At 61.3% G+C, this 16,192-nt stretch carries 13 protein-coding genes; 8 read left to right on the top strand and 5 right to left on the bottom strand.

Translation table 11 applies throughout. From position 1 onward, the window contains the following. Positions 1-4 precede the first annotated feature (4 nt). Entirely contained in the window at positions 5-1,183 is a 1,179-nt protein-coding gene (gene recF / locus U9R61_RS18040; RefSeq protein ID WP_322490204.1) for a DNA replication/repair protein RecF, read from the top strand. Here recF and malQ read toward each other — a convergent pair. Beyond that, positions 1,165-2,679 (bottom strand): 4-alpha-glucanotransferase, encoded by a 1,515-nt coding sequence (gene malQ, locus U9R61_RS18035; RefSeq protein ID WP_322490203.1) that lies wholly within the window; start codon positions 2,677-2,679, stop codon positions 1,165-1,167. The two genes, recF and malQ, sit on opposite strands and share 19 nt — an antisense overlap. A gap of 69 nt (positions 2,680-2,748) precedes the next feature. Beyond that, positions 2,749-3,789 (bottom strand): hypothetical protein, encoded by a 1,041-nt coding sequence (locus U9R61_RS18030; RefSeq protein WP_322490202.1) that lies wholly within the window; start codon positions 3,787-3,789, stop codon positions 2,749-2,751. A 302-nt stretch (positions 3,790-4,091) separates the two neighbouring features. Between U9R61_RS18030 and U9R61_RS18025 the strand changes: the two genes are divergently transcribed. The 4 genes from U9R61_RS18025 (at position 4,092) to U9R61_RS18010 (ending at position 8,972) form a co-directional block, all read left to right on the top strand. Continuing rightward, the gene (locus tag U9R61_RS18025; RefSeq protein WP_322490201.1) at positions 4,092-5,333 is read left to right on the top strand and encodes a BMP family lipoprotein; all 1,242 of its coding nucleotides are present in this window, start codon (positions 4,092-4,094) and stop codon (positions 5,331-5,333) included. Positions 5,334-5,396: 63 nt separating this feature from the next. Continuing rightward, entirely contained in the window at positions 5,397-6,896 is a 1,500-nt protein-coding gene (locus U9R61_RS18020) for an ABC transporter ATP-binding protein (protein ID WP_322490200.1), read from the top strand. Between the two features lie 42 nt (positions 6,897-6,938). Then, the gene (locus tag U9R61_RS18015; protein WP_322490199.1) at positions 6,939-7,961 is read left to right on the top strand and encodes an ABC transporter permease; all 1,023 of its coding nucleotides are present in this window, start codon (positions 6,939-6,941) and stop codon (positions 7,959-7,961) included. A 24-nt stretch (positions 7,962-7,985) separates the two neighbouring features. Further along, on the top strand, positions 7,986-8,972 hold the full coding sequence (locus tag U9R61_RS18010) for an ABC transporter permease (RefSeq protein WP_322490198.1): 987 nt from the start codon (positions 7,986-7,988) through the stop codon (positions 8,970-8,972). A 20-nt stretch (positions 8,973-8,992) separates the two neighbouring features. On the opposite strand, the gene glgA is transcribed toward U9R61_RS18010, so the two are convergent. Then, positions 8,993-10,207 (bottom strand): glycogen synthase, encoded by a 1,215-nt coding sequence (gene glgA, locus U9R61_RS18005; RefSeq protein ID WP_322490197.1) that lies wholly within the window; start codon positions 10,205-10,207, stop codon positions 8,993-8,995. Positions 10,208-10,319: 112 nt separating this feature from the next. Here glgA and U9R61_RS18000 point away from each other — a divergent pair, with 112 nt between their 5' ends. After that, entirely contained in the window at positions 10,320-10,931 is a 612-nt protein-coding gene (locus U9R61_RS18000; RefSeq protein ID WP_322490196.1) for a LysE/ArgO family amino acid transporter, read from the top strand. Positions 10,932-10,978: 47 nt separating this feature from the next. Further along, a complete protein-coding gene (locus U9R61_RS17995) occupies positions 10,979-11,620 on the top strand; it encodes a thiamine diphosphokinase (RefSeq protein WP_322490195.1) in 642 nt (213 codons plus the stop codon). Positions 11,621-11,640: 20 nt separating this feature from the next. Here U9R61_RS17995 and tyrS read toward each other — a convergent pair whose 3' ends face one another. Both tyrS and U9R61_RS17985 read right to left on the bottom strand, forming a co-directional pair. Then, the gene (gene tyrS, locus U9R61_RS17990) at positions 11,641-12,828 is read right to left on the bottom strand and encodes a tyrosine--tRNA ligase (RefSeq protein ID WP_416208870.1); all 1,188 of its coding nucleotides are present in this window, start codon (positions 12,826-12,828) and stop codon (positions 11,641-11,643) included. Between the two features lie 108 nt (positions 12,829-12,936). Continuing rightward, complete coding sequence (locus U9R61_RS17985) at positions 12,937-14,259, bottom strand: response regulator (protein WP_322490193.1); 1,323 nt, start codon at positions 14,257-14,259, stop codon at positions 12,937-12,939. Positions 14,260-14,499: 240 nt separating this feature from the next. Here U9R61_RS17985 and U9R61_RS17980 point away from each other — a divergent pair, with 240 nt between their 5' ends. Then, positions 14,500-16,152: a DEAD/DEAH box helicase gene (locus U9R61_RS17980; RefSeq protein WP_322490192.1), complete on the top strand. Its 1,653-nt coding sequence runs from the start codon at positions 14,500-14,502 to the stop codon at positions 16,150-16,152. Positions 16,153-16,192: the final 40 nt, after the last annotated feature.

The following is a 16,192-nucleotide window of genomic DNA, read 5'->3' as shown; positions in this document are numbered from 1 at the left end:
GCGTATGTACGTCCATCATCTGGCTTTGCGCGATTTCCGCAACTACCGGCGGCAGGATTTGGCCTTGCCGCCGGCAACGATTCTCTTGTACGGCCCCAACGCTGCCGGCAAGACCAGCCTGCTCGAAGCGATCTTTTATCTCGCCACGACGCGTTCGCCCCGGCTCAGCAGCGATCGGGAATTGGTGCGTTGGAATGCGGTTGGCGAAGCGGGGACGCCGCCGTTTGCCCGTATTGCCGTCGAGGTGGAACGCCGGATCGGGCCGGTGCGGCTCGAGGTGCTAGTGCAGCGCCGCACCGATGATGAGGGCCAACCGGTCAATGGCGCGCAGAAGCTGGTTCGGATCGATAAGCGCCCGGCGCGGGCGCTTGATCTGATTGGCCAGTTGCGGGTGGTGTTGTTTACCCCTGCCGATCTGACGCTGGTTGACGGCCCGCCCGCCGAACGGCGGCGCTATCTTGACATCACCCTCTCGCAGCTTGATCCGCACTATGTGCGCACCTTGGCCCATTACCAAAAGATTCTGCTCCAGCGCAACAGCTTGCTGCGCGCATGGCGCGAACAACGCCGGCTGCCACGCAATGTCGATGCCGAATTAGCCTTTTGGGATCAGGAATTGGCTGCTGCCGGCGGCTATCTGTTAGCCGAGCGGTTGCGGGCCGTGGTTGAATTGGGAGCCTTGGCCGGGCCGCTCTACCGCGCGATCAGCGGTGGCGAGCACGAGGTGCAGATCGAATACGAAGCGAGTTGTGATCTGGGGACGGCGCGCGATGCCGACGGCTTGGCCGAGTGGCTGCGGCGCGCGTTCACGGCTCAGCGCGCCGATGAGATCGCTCGCGGCCAGACCCTCTGTGGCCCGCACCGCGACGATCTGATCTTCCGCGTCGCCGGGATCGATCTGGGCCGGTATGGATCGCGCGGCCAGCAACGCTCGATCGCGCTAGCGCTCAAGATAGGCGAGGCCGAGTTGATGCGCCAGCGCGGCGGCGATGCGCCGGTGTTGCTGCTCGATGATGTGTTGAGCGAACTCGATGCCCAACGCCGCGCGCATCTACTCGACCTCATCCAGTGTCCCGGCCAGCAGACCTTGCTCACCGCCACCGATCTGAGCGATTTTAGCGCCGATTTTCTCGCCGCCGCCCGCCGCTTTCGCATCGAAGACGGTCAGGTCTTTGCCGGCTGAAGCCGCCTGTAGGCGCGGGTGAGCTGGCGCAATTGGCGGGCTAACTCCTCGCTCAAGGCCTCTGCCGAACAGCGCCATGCCCAATTGCCGCCTAGCCGGCCCGGTGTATTCATGCGCGCCTCTGAGCCGAGCCGCAACACATCTTGCAGCGGCGTAATCGCGTAGTTGGCGACCGACATCAACCCCAGCCGCATTAGATCCCACGCAATATCAACCGTCTGCTCATCGCGGCCAAGGTAGGTCAGCACAGCGTCGCGAGTGTTAGCATCGAGCGTCGTAAACCAACCCACACTGGTATCGTTATCGTGGGTGCCGGTATAGACGACATAATTCACAGTGTAGTTATGCGGCAGGTATGGGTTGGTCGCATCGTCGCCAAACGCAAACTGCAAGACCTTCATGCCGGGCAGTTCAAACGCAAGCCGTAACTCGTCAACTTCCGGCGTAATCAGGCCAAGGTCTTCGGCAATGATCGGTAGATCACCCAATTCGGCCTGTAAAGTCCTGAACAAGTCTGCTCCCGGCCCCGGCGCCCAGCGGCCTTCGACCGCCGTCGGCGCGCTGGCCGGCACTTCCCAGTAGGCTTCAAAGCCACGAAAATGGTCGAGGCGCAGCACGTCGTACAGGGTGAACGCCTGTCGCATCCGCGCCACCCACCAACGATATCCGGTTGCAGCCATCTTTTCCCAGCGGTAGAGCGGATTACCCCAACGTTGGCCGGTGGCGCTGAAATAATCTGGCGGCACGCCAGCTACTACGGTCGGCATCCCGTTGGCATCGAGGAAAAAGAGATCGCGGTTGGCCCACACATCGGCGCTATCGTCGGCGACAAAGATCGGCGCGTCGCCGATAATCAGCACTCCGCGCTGATTGGCATACTCTTTCAGCACTTGCCATTGGCGGAAGAAGAGAAACTGCACGTACTGGTGATACTCAATCACGCCGGCCAGTTCGCGGCGCATACACTCCAGCGTCGCCGGCTGCCGGTCGCGCAGTTCGGGTTGCCAATCATGCCAGCTCCCGCCGCCCTGCGCCTCTTTGATTGCCATAAACAAGGCGTAATCGGCCAGCCATTCGGCATTCGCGGCGCAAAAGGCGGTGTATGCGTGGTGAAGCCACGTGCCGTGCCCACTGCTGAACCGCTCGAAGCTGCTGCGCAGCAACGCTTGTTTGGCTGGAATAAGCGCGCCGAAATCCACCCGTTCGCTTGGCAAGCCGCCAAGCGCCGCGCGTGCTTCGGCTGAGGTCAGTAAACCGTGGTCAATCAGATCATCGATGTTAATCAGCAATGGATTACCGGCAAAAGCCGAAAAGCACTGATAGGGCGAATCACCGTAACCGGTCGGGCCGAGCGGCAACACCTGCCAGAGGGTTTGCCCCGCTGCCGCCAAAAAATCGACAAACCGGTACGCCATCGGTCCCAGATCGCCGATACCCCATGGGCCAGGGAGCGATGAGGGATGGAGCAAAATGCCGCTTGCGCGTGGCAGTTGCATAACGGTACCCCAATACCTGAAGAACGAACTAGCCGGTATTGTAGCATACCGTTGCAGATGCAATCAATATCACCGGCCCCGCGGCACGGGCGTGATCATCTCAGGACAGGCGCGGTTTGGTTCGCCGGTTGTCACCACGCGAAAAAAGCCGATTGTGCGCCGTCCGCTATCAATGCCGTCAAAGGCAATCGCCCAAATGCCGGGAATCGCATCGGCTGGCGTGAGGTAACAGTAGGTCTCGGTGAAGCCGCCACTCGTCAGATTGACCTGTTCAGCAACCAGTACACTAGTACCATCAGCACGAAACACGGTGACGCTGACCCAACGGTCGTGGCTGTAGCCGCTGCCGCGCGCAGCGAGCGTGCTCCCCGCAGTGAGTGTTGCCGGATTGACCATCACCCCCAGATTGCGCGGCAACGGCGGCAGATTGAGGCGATTGCTCATGACCTCACGGCCTAATGGCGTCACAATGATTTGTCTGGTCACACCGTCGATCTGCAAGCGGGCGCGCTCGAACCATTGGGTAAGGTAGCGGTTAGTGCTGCCATCAGCCGCTGGTTCGCGACTAACGGCGCTGATTGGCAACCCGAACAGTGCAATCCGCTCGGCATCTGTATAGTCGCGCTCGTTGTCGAGGTTAAGGCCATTGCTCTCCCAAACATTCCGAAACTCGCCGCAGAGGGTAAAACCCGTCTCAGCAAAGAGCCGGCAATCCGGCGGGACGGTCTTTGGCGGTTTAGCTGGCAGAGTAGGGGCGCGGTTAAGTTGGGTGAGCCGTTCCCTACCGGTCATTTGGAGCGTGATGTTGGCCGGATCAGTGTTGACCAACGGCTGCTGCATAATGACACGCTCGAAGGGTTGGGCTAAGACAGCGACGCCATCAACTGCCTCGATCCGCGCCGACCCGATCGGGTAGCCAAAGATGCGCGCGGCATTGCCGCTCTGCCCGCTGATTGCATGACGGTCGTTGCGCCGCCAAAATTCGGCAAAGCGCGTATCGACACACTCCGCAACGTCCTCGAAACAAATTGGGCCGGCCGCATGCATAGGGATTGATGGGCTTAACAAGATGTACAGCAAGACCGCCCGAATCAGCAAGCGGCTATTCATAAGCGGCTCTTTCTTGGTGAAGGCGAACAGGTACCGCTAGTATAGCACAGACCTGACGGTTCGCCTAGAGATGATATGCCGGCGCCACATTGACAGCCACGGCTATCTCGGCTATACTCGCCCCGTAATCGGGCGCTCCAGATAGCGTCCTGATCGGCAACGTAGCCGGCAGGGAGCCCTCCCCGTCAGAGGTGCGAATCTGCGCAAAACCGTCTCGGCGCAGCGATGACCACTACTGTCATCAGTTGCGCCGCTTCGTTGTTATGGTGCAAGGTTTGCAGATGCTGCCAAGGAGTCGACCGATGAGAAACCGTTCTGTCCGTTGGCTGGTGTTGGCCCTCACGCTGATCAGCCTGATCCTGACGGCATGCGGCACGCAGCCGGCTGCTCAGCCGACCGCTGCTCCTGCTGCTGAACCAACGACGGCGCCGGCAGCGCCCGCCGAAGAGTTTGTCTTCGGCATGGTGCTGGTGGGGCCAATTAATGACGGCGGCTGGAATCAGGCTCACTACGAAGGCGCCCAGTATGTGGTCGAGAAAGTGCCCGGCGTCAAGTTCATCTACATCGACAAGGTCAATCCGGCCGATCGCCCGAATGTCAAGGTTGAGCAGGCGATCGAAGAACTGATTGGGCAAGGGGCGAAGTTGATCATCACCAACTCGGCGGAGTTCGCCGATGGCACCAATATCGCGGCGGCGGCGCATCCTGATGTGTTCTTTATCCATGCCTCCGGCGATAAGGTGCTGACTGGCGAAGCGCCGCCGAACGTGCGCAATCTGATGGGCCGCATGGAGTATGGCAAGATGATTGCCGGTTGTACGGCGGCCTTGACCACTGAAGCCGGCAAGCTGGCTTACCTCGGCCCGCTGATCGACCCCGAAACCCGCCGCTTGGTCAACTCGACCTACCTCGGTGCGCGCTATTGCTGGGAAACCTACCGTGGCCGCCCGGCCAGCGAACTGGCGTTTAAGGTGACGTGGATCGGTTTCTGGTTCAACATCCCCGGCGTGACCCTCGACCCCACCAAGGTGGCGAACGATTTCATCAACGAGGGGTATGATGTGATCCTCTCTGGCATCGACACCACCGAGGGAATTGTTGAGGCGAATAAGGCGACTCAAGCCGGCAAGCGAGTGTTCGCCGTTCCGTACGATTTTGCCGGCGCCTGTGCGCAAGGTGAGGCGGTGTGCCTCGGTGTGCCCTATTTCAACTGGGGGCCTGACTACAAGCGGCTGGTCGAGCTGGCCCGCGCCGGCAAGTGGGAACCGGCATGGGAGTGGACGGGGCCGAATTGGAGCAATATAAACGATCCTGATACCAGCATGATCGGGTTTGTCAAAGGCCCTGCTCTCAGCGCCGAGAATGCGGCCAAGCTCGATGAGTTTATCGCCAAGCTGGCCGACGGCAGCCTGAACCTGTTTACCGGCCCGCTGTTCTATCAGGATGGCACCGTGTTCGTGCCGGAAGGGCAGGTCGCCGACGATAAGACGATTTGGTATACCCAGCAGTTGCTGGCCGGCATCGAGGGCCAAAGCGCGCCGTAAAAACAAATAATAATTGGTAGAGACGGACGGACGTCCGTCTCTACCAATTATTTTGACAAAATCATGCACATCGCGGTTGAAAACCTGACCAAACGGTTTGGCCCGGTTTGCGCAAATGACCGGTTGACGGTTTCCTTCGCCGCCGGGCAGATCCACGGCGTACTGGGCGAGAATGGCGCCGGCAAAAGCACGCTGATGAAACTGTTGTCTGGCTACATTCAGCCTGACGAAGGGCGGATCGTGTTTAACGATGCTCCCCGCCGTCTGCGCGGGCCGGGTGATGCGCTGGCAGCCGGTGTGGGCATGGTGCAGCAAGAGCCGCTCGATATTCCGGCATTTACCGTGCTGGAAAATCTGCTCTGTGCGGCGCCGCCGGGGGTGTTTCGTTCACGCCGCGCGGCGCAGACGGCGCTGCTGGCACTGGCCGAACGGTTGGAGTTTCCAGTTGATCCGGCGGTGCGGCTTGACCAGTTGACGATTGGTCAGCGCCAACAAGTTGAAATTATGCGCCTGCTGTTGTGCGGTGCGCAGGTACTGATTCTTGATGAGCCAACCACCGGCATTACAGCAGCGCAGGCACGAGCCTTGTTTGCGGCATTGCGCCAGATCGCCGCTAAAGGCCGCACCGTGCTGTTTGTGTCGCATAAGCTGGAAGAGGTGGCCGACCTCTGCCATACCGTGACCGTTTTGCGTAACGGCCACGTCGTACCTCCCGGCCAGTTGCCGATGCCGCAAACCCAAGAGTATCTGCTGTCGTTGATGTTTGGCGAGTCCGGCGCTGCGCCGCCGATCTATCGCCCCTTGCCGGCCATTGATGCACCGCCAGTCTGGGAGTTGCGCGATGTTACGGTTCGGAGCGGCGCCTTGCACTTGGTCGATCTGAACCACCGCTTTGCCGCCGGGCGGATTATCGGCTTAGCCGGTCTCGATGGCAGCGGCCAGCAAGCGTTGCTGCGCCTGCTGGCCGGTCAGCAAGCGCCTGATCAGGGACAGGTGCTGGTGAATGGACGTGATTTGACCGCTGCGGGATCGATTGCGTTTCGCCAAGCCGGGGTCGAATATCTGCCGGCTGACCGGTTGCACGATGGCATGATTGGGGCGTTATCGTTGGCCGATCACTTCGCCTTGTTGCAACGCAACGGGTTGTTGGTCGATCGCCGCCGCGCCGAAGAGCTGGCCCGGCAGGCGATTGCCGAGTATCAGATCAAGGCGACGCCGGTGACACCGATTGCCTCCCTCTCTGGCGGTAATCAGCAGCGAGCGATGCTGGCCCTCATTCCGCCCACTGCGCGCGGCATTCTGGCCGAACAACCGACTCGCGGTCTTGATGTCGCTTCGGCGCGGGCGATTTGGAGCCGGTTGCAAGCGCGCCGTGATGATGGGTGTTGTATTATCTTTTCCTCGCCCGATCTCGATGAGATTATGGAATACAGCGACGAGGTGATCGTCTGTTTTGCTGGCCGGATCGGGCCGCCGATACCGCGCGCGCTGCTCTCGGCGAGCCGCTTGGCCGAATTGATCGGCGGGGTTGGCTTTGATGCGCTGGTTGATGTGGCACGATAACTGCACGGGAAGCAAACATAACATTGCCACGGATGTAACAAAATGCGGACAGATCGGTTGAAATTGACGACCAATCTCACCCGGCCCTTGCTAGCCTTGGTTGCCGCTTTTGCCCTCACCACGCTGGCCTTGCTCAGCACCGGCGTCTCGCCGTTAGAGGCGTATCGCCTCGTGTTGTTTGGCGCATTCAGCACACCGGTGCGCCTGAGCGATATGATCATGCTGGCTGCGCCGCTGTTGTTGTGCGCGGTGGGGTTGAGCATTACCTTTGCTGGCGGTCTGTACAATCTCGGTGTCGAGGGGCAGATGATCGCCGGTGCGATTGCAGCGATGGTGCCGTTGCGCCTTTGGCCTGATTGGTCGCCGCTCCTGCTCTGGCTGCTGGCTGGCCTGAGCGGCGCCGCCGGCGGCGCGGTATGGGCCTTGCTAATCGGCGCCTTGCGCCGGTATGCCAACGTCAGCGAGATCTTCGCCGGGTTGGGCATGAATTTTCTCGCCAGCGGGTTGGCGCTCTACATGGTGCTAGGGCCATGGCGACGGCAGACCTCGGCCTCGTTGTCGGGTACTGATCTGCTGTCGCGCGACCTCTGGCTGCCGACGATTGACCGGCTACGCTTGGCGCCTGCTGCGCCAGTGATTGCGCTGTTGGCATTAGCGGTCGTCTGGTGGGCGTTGACCAAAACACGCTGGGGGTTAGAGGTGCGCGCGGTGGGCCTCAATCCGGCGGCGGCTGGGAGGTTAGGGGTGGCTGCCTTCCGCCGCATGGCCGAGACATTGGCTGCTTGCGGCGCTTTGGCCGGCATCGCTGGGATGTTGCAGGTCGTCGCTGTGCATCACGCCCTCATCCCCAATATTTCGAGCGGGATTGGCTTGCTGGGGTTGCTGGTGGCGCTGTTGGCGCGGGCCGATCCGCGCTGGCTGTTGCCGATCGCAGTTGCCTTCGCTTCCTTTACCGTCGGCAGTATTCAATTGCCGCTAACTCTAGGGATTGATAGCGCAATTGCCGGGGTCTTGCAGGGTGCGCTGGTGCTGTTTGCGTTGGTTGCCCGCGCGCGGGTGCGTTAACCGTCACATCATCGTAGGTTCGCTATGGATCAACTCTGGATCGATCTCGCCGCAGTGCTAGCCGCTGCCTCGCCGCTGGTCATCGCCGCAATGGGCGAGACGCTCAGCGAGCGGGCCGGCGTCATTAACCTTTCACTCGATGGGACGATGCTGTTAGCGGCGATGACTGGCTTTGCGGTAGCGCTGACCACCGGCAATCTGCTGTTGGGTTTTGCGGCGGCGGCGCTGGTCGGCGCCGCGATTGCCGCGGTGCTCGGTCTGTTCAGCCTAACCCTCGGCCAATCACAGACGGCGGTCGGCTTTGTGTTGGCGCTGCTCTGCACCGATCTCTCGTCGTTTCTCGGCGCGCCGTTCGTGCGCGTGCCCGGTCCGGCGGTGCCCTTTACGCCAATCCCGGTTTTGGCCGATGTACCGGTGATTGGGACACTCTTCTTTCGCCACGATCCGGTGATCTACGCCAGTTTTCTGATCATTCCGGCCACGGCGTATCTGCTCTACAGCACCCGGCTCGGCTTGATCGTGCGCGCGCTCGGCGAGCGTCCGGCAGCGGTGTATGCCCGTGGGGTGGATGTAAACCGCTGGCGTTATGCGCTGTTGATCGCCGGCGGCGCCTTAGTGGGCATTGCCGGTGCGGCCTTTTCGCTCGATCTTAAGCAAGGCTGGAGCTACCGCCATACCTTTGGCGCCGGCTGGATCGTGCTGGCAATCGTGATCTTCGGCGGCTGGCGACCGTGGCGGGTGGCGTTGGGATGCTACCTCTTCGCGGCGCTTGAGATTGTTGCCACCCGCTCGCAGAGCGCATTGCCGAACATCCCTACCCAGATCGTGCAGGTTGCTCCATTTGTGCTGATGATCTTCGTGCTGGCCATGGTCAATTTGGCCTCATCACCGGCAGCGATGCGCCGGGTAGCGACCTTGCCGCAGCTGTGGCAACGGCCATTGCTCGGCGCGATCAACCGGCTGCGCGCCACCGCACCCGCCGCTCTCGGCCAACCGTTTGAACGGCCATAAATGGGAGCCGCACAGCCGCTCTACGATAACAACGACCGGTACAGCGCCACCGTCTGCTGCGCGATGGCATCCCAACTAAAGACCTGCTCGACCCGCCGCCGGCCGGCTTGGCCGAATCGTTCGCGCAACGCCGGATCGGCCAGCAACCGGTTGATCGCCGCCGCCAGTTCAGCCGAGAACGCTGCCGGATCGACCGGATCGAAACTGCCCGGTTTGAGGTTGGGGTCAACCAGCAAGCCGGTTTCTTCGGGTACCACCACCTCTTTGATACCGCCGACCGCCGAAGCGACCACCGCCGTTTCGCAGGCCATCGCTTCCAGATTGATAATCCCAAACGGCTCGTACACGCTGGGGCAGCAGAAGACGGCGGCGTGCGAATAGAACTGGATCACATCTTGGCGTGGCAGCATCTCGCGGATCCAGATCACGCCGGGCCGCTGCGCGCTCACCGCCGCCACCCGCTCCTCCATCTCGATCCCGATCTCTTTAGTGTCGGGAGCGCCAGCGCAGAGCACCACCTGCGCCACCGGATCGATCTGCGGAATGGCGTTGACCAGATGGATGATCCCCTTCTGGCGCGTAATCCGCCCCACAAACAGCACGAACGGGCGGCACGGATCGACCCCGTACCGTTCGAGCGCATCGGTCGCGCTCGTTTTGCGGTATTCATGCAGATCGATCCCGTTGTAGATGACATGCACGCGGGCCGGATCAACGTTAAACAGCCGCAAAATATCATTCCGCGTCTCTTGTGAGACCGCCACTACCGCATTGGCTTGCTCGATCGCGGTGCGCTCGATCCACGAACTGAGGTGGTAGGCGTTGCCCAATTGCTCAACCTTCCACGGGCGCAGCGGTTCGAGCGAGTGAATCGTCAGCACATACGGAATGCCCCACAGTTTGCTGGCGAAAAGACCGGCCAGATCGGTATACCATGTGTGGCAATGCACCACGCTCGCATCAAGGTTGTCTTTCGCCATCGCCAGCGAGCGGGCCACTGCATCAACCGCGCTGGCGAAACGCGGGTCGGTGTTCTGGCGCGACTCTTCCCAGCGCGGATAGCCGCGCACGGTCAGATTTGGATCATCAACCCGCTGATCGCCGAAACAGCGCACCTCAACCGGTACAATTCGCGCAAGGGCTTGGCTCAGATATTCGACATGAACTCCGGCCCCGCCGTAGATGTACGGCGGGTATTCGTTGGTAAAGATCGCCACGCGGCGCAGTTCAGGCATAGCGAGCCTCTTGAACTAGTGCAAAGGTGAACCAATGCCTTCAGTATACATCCTTTTGCCGAGAGCGAATCAAGCGCGATCGCGTATAATGCGCCAAAAAGAAGGGAAGACGATGATCGAACTGTTCATTCGCGGAGTGCTGTTTGGGTTGGCGATCGCGGCGCCGGTCGGCCCCATCGGTCTGCTGTGCATTAGACGGACGATAACCGATGGCCGGATCGCCGGTTTTATCAGCGGGTTAGGTGCGGCGACGGCCGATGCACTCTATGGTTCGATTGCAGCGTTGGGCTTGCAGGCGCTCAGTCTGTGGCTACTTGGCATCAGTCCGATCTTGCGTATCGTGGGTGGCGTAGCGTTGCTCTGGATCGGTCTGACCACGATGCTGGCGCGACCACAGCCGATCGTCGCCCAACCAGAACCGACCAAACGCGGACTGCTCGGCGCGTATGTGTCTACCCTCTTCTTGACCCTCACCAACCCGGCGACGATCCTGATCTTTACCGTGATCTTCGCCGGTCTCGGGCTGAGCGCTGGCGCCGGCGGCTGGGCCGGCTTGGCCTTGGTGGCCGGGGTTGCGCTTGGCTCGGCGCTCTGGTGGACGATCCTGAGCGGCGGGGTGGGGTTCGTGCGCGGGCGTGTCACACCGCCGATGTTGCAGGTGATCAATGTGGTGTCGGGGTTGATTATTGGCGGGTTTGGGGTGGCAGCGCTGGTGGTTGGCTAAGAGGGCGCAGCGGCGCTGTGCCCGTACGGGATGCAAGGTTGAGAGCGATGTATGTTGTGATTGTTGCTAATGCGCCGGGACTTGATCTGTCGCCGTACCGGCATCTGCTGGCGGCTGCCGATCGGGTAATTGCTGCTGATGGCGGGGGCACAGCGCTCTTTGCCCACGGCTATACGCCGCACCTGCTGATCGGCGACCTCGATTCGATCGCAGCCGAGGCCTTGGCGGCTTATCAAGCGCAGGGGGTGGCAATTGAGCGCCACCGTCCTGATAAGGATGAGACTGACCTAGAGTTGGCATTGCTAGCAGCGGTGAACCTCGGAGCGAGCCGGATCGACATAATCGGCGCGCTCGGCGGGAGGTGGGATCAGTCGCTGGCCAATGTATCGTTGTTAGGGATGGCTGAGCTGCGTGAGCGACAGGTGCGGCTGATCGATCACCCGCAACAGATTTGGCTCGTGCGTGACGAGAGCGCGATCCCCGGCGCGATCGGCGATACTGTCTCGCTGCTGCCGTTCGGCGGCGATGCGCACGGCATCACCACCGAAGGCTTAGCGTACCCGTTGCGCAACGGCTCGTTGCTGCACGATCGGGCGCGCGGCGTGAGTAACGTGATCACCGCGACCCCGGCGCAGGTGCAGGTGCGTGATGGGGCGCTACTAATCGTATGGACGGCGCGCGCACGTTGAAGACGTACTGCCGTGCGACCCTACACGACACGCACAAACTTGCGCCGACCTACCTGCACCACCACGTTCGCGCCGGGGTTGAGGGTCAGCGTATACCCATCCACCCGCTCGCCATCGACCCGCACGCCGCCGCCGTCGATCAAGCGGCGCGCTTCGCTCTTGCTCGGCGCAAGGCCGGCGGCGACCAGCACCTCGACGATCCCGGCAGGCGCATCAAGCGCGAAGTTTGGAATGTCTTCCGGCAACTCACGCTCGACAAACTGACGGATGAACGCCGCTTCGGCTGCTGCTGCCGCCGCCGGGTCGTGGAACTGGGACACAATCTCGCGCGCCAGCCGCATCTTGAGATCGCGGGGATTGACCTGTCCGGCTGCCATTGCCGTCTTCATCTCGTGAACCTCGGCCATCGGCACGTCGGTCAGCACTTCAAAATAGAGCGGCAAGACCTCGTCACTCATTGACATAATACGACCGTACATCTCGGCCGGCGGCATGCGAATATCGACCGTATTGTTAAACGTCTTCGACATCTTGCGCCCGTCAGTGCCGGGAATGAGCGGCACGAGGAAGACTTGCTGCGGCGTCATGCCCAACTGCGCCATCAGTTCGCGCCCGGCCAGAATGTTAAACTTCTGGTCGGTACCGCCAAACTCGACATCAGCCTTAATCGCGACCGAGTCGTAGGCTTGCAGCATCGGGTACATCAGTTCGAGAATCGTCAGCGGCGCGCCAGTCTCGTAGCGTTTACGGAAGGTCTCGTGTGACAGCATCTGGGCCAGCGTGAAGCGTCCGGCCAAATCGAGCGCGTTTTCCAGTGTAAACTGGCCAAACCACTCGCTCTGCCAGCGCACCTCGGTGCGTTGGCGGTCAACCACCCGGAAAAACTGCTCCATGTAGGTCTCGGCGTTGGTGCGCACCTCGGCAGCCGACAAACGGGTGCGCGTTTCATCACGCCCACTCGGATCGCCAATCTGCGCCGTCCAGTCGCCGACGATCAGTACAACCTGATGGCCCAACTCTTGAAAGGCGCGCAATTTGCGCAGACCCACCGCGTGCCCGATGTGCATATCGGGCTTGGTCGGATCGAACCCTTGTTTCAGGCGCAGCCGCGTCTCGCTTTGCAAGCGAGCGCGTAATTCGCTTTCGACAATGACTTCGGCAACGCCGCGACTCAGCAGTTCGGACACATCCATGCTCAACGCTCCCAATGGCAGCGACGTTACCCGGCAACGCCGCTGCGAGGATACAACGATACGCGCTTCCAGTCGCTCAAACGCCGTGCATGCTAACAGGCGACCGGACTGGTGTCAAGCGCGTCATTCCGGATCGCTGGCTAACGCGGTCAATGCAACTTGCAACTGGTCGGAGAGATCAAGTGGATTATTGTCCAACCATACGACGGCCACGGCGCCGGCGGCACAGGCCGCGGTAGCGGCCGCTTGATCATGCACGAGTGCGATCAGCGGGACGCTATGGTTGAGTTGTTGCCAAAGGGCGAGGGAGGCCGCATCAATCACTTCGGCCACCACGAGGCAAGGATGCGGATGGTGGGCCAGCAAGCCTTGGGCCGCAACCTCAGTATCGGCGATCAGCAACCGATAGCCGCGCACATTCAGCGTAGCGACAATCGCGGCCCGTGCCACTTCGTTCCGGCACACAATCAGGGCATCGGGCGAATTGCCGTTGCGCCGATCGGTGAGCGGGCTGGCCGGTGTGACGTCACTCCGCCGGTCGATCTTGTAACTGCTGCCAGAAACCTGCTTGGCCGCCTGCTTGAGTTCAGCCGCAACCCGGCTCATCTCATCCACATTGGCAAACGAACGCAGATACGTCGTCACGACGGCGATTGACAAGCTGATAATGCCAAACTGGCGCGGCACACCGTAGCGATCGGTTGCGACCAGATACCCGCGCTGCAAGTCGGCTTCATCGTAGAGGGAACGGATTCGCTCATCAAAGACCCGGATGATGCGCTGGCACAACGCTTCGGGATCGGTGCCGAAATGCAGGATGACAAAGTCATCGCCGCCGATGTGACCAAGAAAATCACCGGGATCAATCTGCTCTTGCAAAACGCTGGCTAACAGATGGATTGCCCGATCACCGCGGGCGAACCCGTAGACATCGTTGAACGCTTTGAAATTGTCGAGGTCGACATACATTAAGACAAAAGCGCTCTGCTGTTCGAGTTGGCGGCTGATCTCTGCCTGAATTGCGACATTACCGGGCAAACCGGTCAGCGGATTACGGGTCGGCAATTGTGCCGCCCGGCGAAGGTGCGAACGCACCCGCGCCAGTAACACCTCGCGGTCATACGGCTTGACAATGTAATCGTCAGCGCCGGTTTCCAACCCCTCCACAACGCGCGCCGACTCGCCAACAGCAGTTAGGATGAGCATCGGCAGGTGGGCGGTACGGGTATCATTGCGCAACTGGCGAATCGCTTCCAGTCCATCCATCAGGGGCATGAGCAAGTCAGCAATGATCAGATCCGGCGGTTGCTCTTGCGCGCGCCGCACCAATTGGTCGCCGTTCGTGACAAGCTGCACATCGTACCCCTCACCAGCCAGCATCTCCTGCAGGAGCATGCCTACATCCGGTTCGTCTTCGGCAACGAGGATTCGGGCCGGTGCTGTCATGTCACGCCCCCACTGGATCGCTCGCAAAAGCATCTACCAACAGATGCTTGAAAAATCATTCCTCGTTCAGCGTTTATAGCATACCACACTCAGACGAGCGCCGTGAAGATATTCTTTTTGCGATGTGCGCCTTATCCTGCGCCGAAAGGGGCTTCTCAAGAACGAGATTTATGCTATAATGTCATCCTTGTGTGGCGTATTTAATGCCGCAACATGATTGTATTTGTGAAACGGAACACCATGACGACGTTTGCTGAGTTGGGCCTGAGCGATGCGCTGATCGCTACCTTGAGCGGGTTGGGCTACGACGAACCGACCCCTATTCAGGCACAGACCATTCCACTGTTACTTGCCGGTCGCGATGTGATCGCTCAGGCCCAGACCGGCACTGGGAAGACGGCAGCGTTTGCGCTGCCTATGATTGAACGGGTGACTGATGATCTCGCCGTACAGGCGCTGGTATTAGCGCCGACACGCGAGCTGGCCGTACAAGTAGCCGAGGCGATCCATCGCTATGGCCGCCATCGGGCGCTGCGGGTATTGCCGATTTATGGCGGCCAACCGATCGAACGGCAGTTGCGCGGATTGGCGCAAGGGGTGCAAATCGCGGTCGGTACGCCGGGCCGAGTGCTCGATCATCTCCGCCGCGGCTCGCTCCGCTTTGACCAGCTCCGGATGGTCGTGCTCGACGAGGCCGACGAGATGCTCGATATGGGCTTTGCCGAGGAGCTCGAGGCGATCCTGCAACTGGTTCCCGCCGAGCGGCAGACGGCGCTCTTCTCGGCGACCTTGCCCCCCACCGTGCAGAATCTGACCTTGCGCTACACCCGCCAGCCCGTGCGGGTGAGCATTGCGGCTGAGCAGTTGGCGGCGCCGCGTATTCGCCAGCTCTATTACGAGGTGCTGGCCCGCGATAAGCTCGATGCGCTGTGCCGCGTACTCGACGCCGAGATGCCGCAGTTGGCAATCGTTTTCTGCCGCACTCGCCAAGAGGCCGACGATATTGGCGAACGATTGCAAGGGCGCGGCTATGCCGCCGAATCGCTCCACGGCGATCTTAGCCAAGCGGTGCGCGATCGGGTGATGCGCCGGTTTCGCGAGGGCCAGCTCGATGTGCTGGTCGCGACCGATGTCGCTGCACGCGGCCTTGACATCGCCGAAGTGAGCCACGTTATCAATTACGATGTGCCGACTGACCCCGAAAGTTACGTCCACCGGATTGGCCGCACGGGCCGGGCCGGGCGCGATGGGGTAGCGATCACCTTTATTACGCCGCGCGAGCGCCGGATGCTGCAAACCATCGAGCGATTGACACGCACGCGCATTGAGCGGCGCGCCATGCCGACCCTCGCCGATGTAGCTGCCCGCCGCCGCGCTGCCCTCCGCGATCAGTTACGCGAGGCGATAGCCACCCCCGGTCTTGACAGCTATACGGCGCTGGTTGATGAGCTGGCTGCCACCCACGATCTGCGCGCCTTGGCCGCCGCAGCGATCAAATTGCTGCTCAATGAAGCTGAGACTGAGCAGGTTGATACCATTACCCGCATCGAGCCTGCCCGGCCTGAGCGGGCCGAACGTACCGAACGCGCGTCGCGGGCCAAGCGCGGCGAAGCCGCTGAGCGGTCTCGTCGTGGTGGGCAGGGGATGGCGCGCATTCAAATCAACCTTGGCCGCAACGATCAGGTGCGCCCCGCCGATATTGTCGGCGCGATTGCAAACGAGGCGGGGGTGCCCGGTCGCAGCATCGGCGCGATTGAGGTGCGCGCGCGCGCGAGCTTTGTCGAAGTTCCTCGCCGCGCTGCCCAGCACGTATTGCAGGCCCTCAACCGCACGAGCCTGCGCGGCCAGCGCATCCGCGCGACCTTGGCCGATGAAACGCCGGTCGCGGCGTAAGAGTGCGGTAGAAGCGGAGTAGGGGCGGGGGTGGGGCCAA

Source organism: Chloroflexus sp. (assembly GCF_034431535.1).
Lineage (GTDB): Bacteria > Chloroflexota > Chloroflexia > Chloroflexales > Chloroflexaceae > Chloroflexus.
Note: the sequence above shows the minus strand (reverse complement) of the source record. Positions and strands in the feature narration are given on the sequence as shown.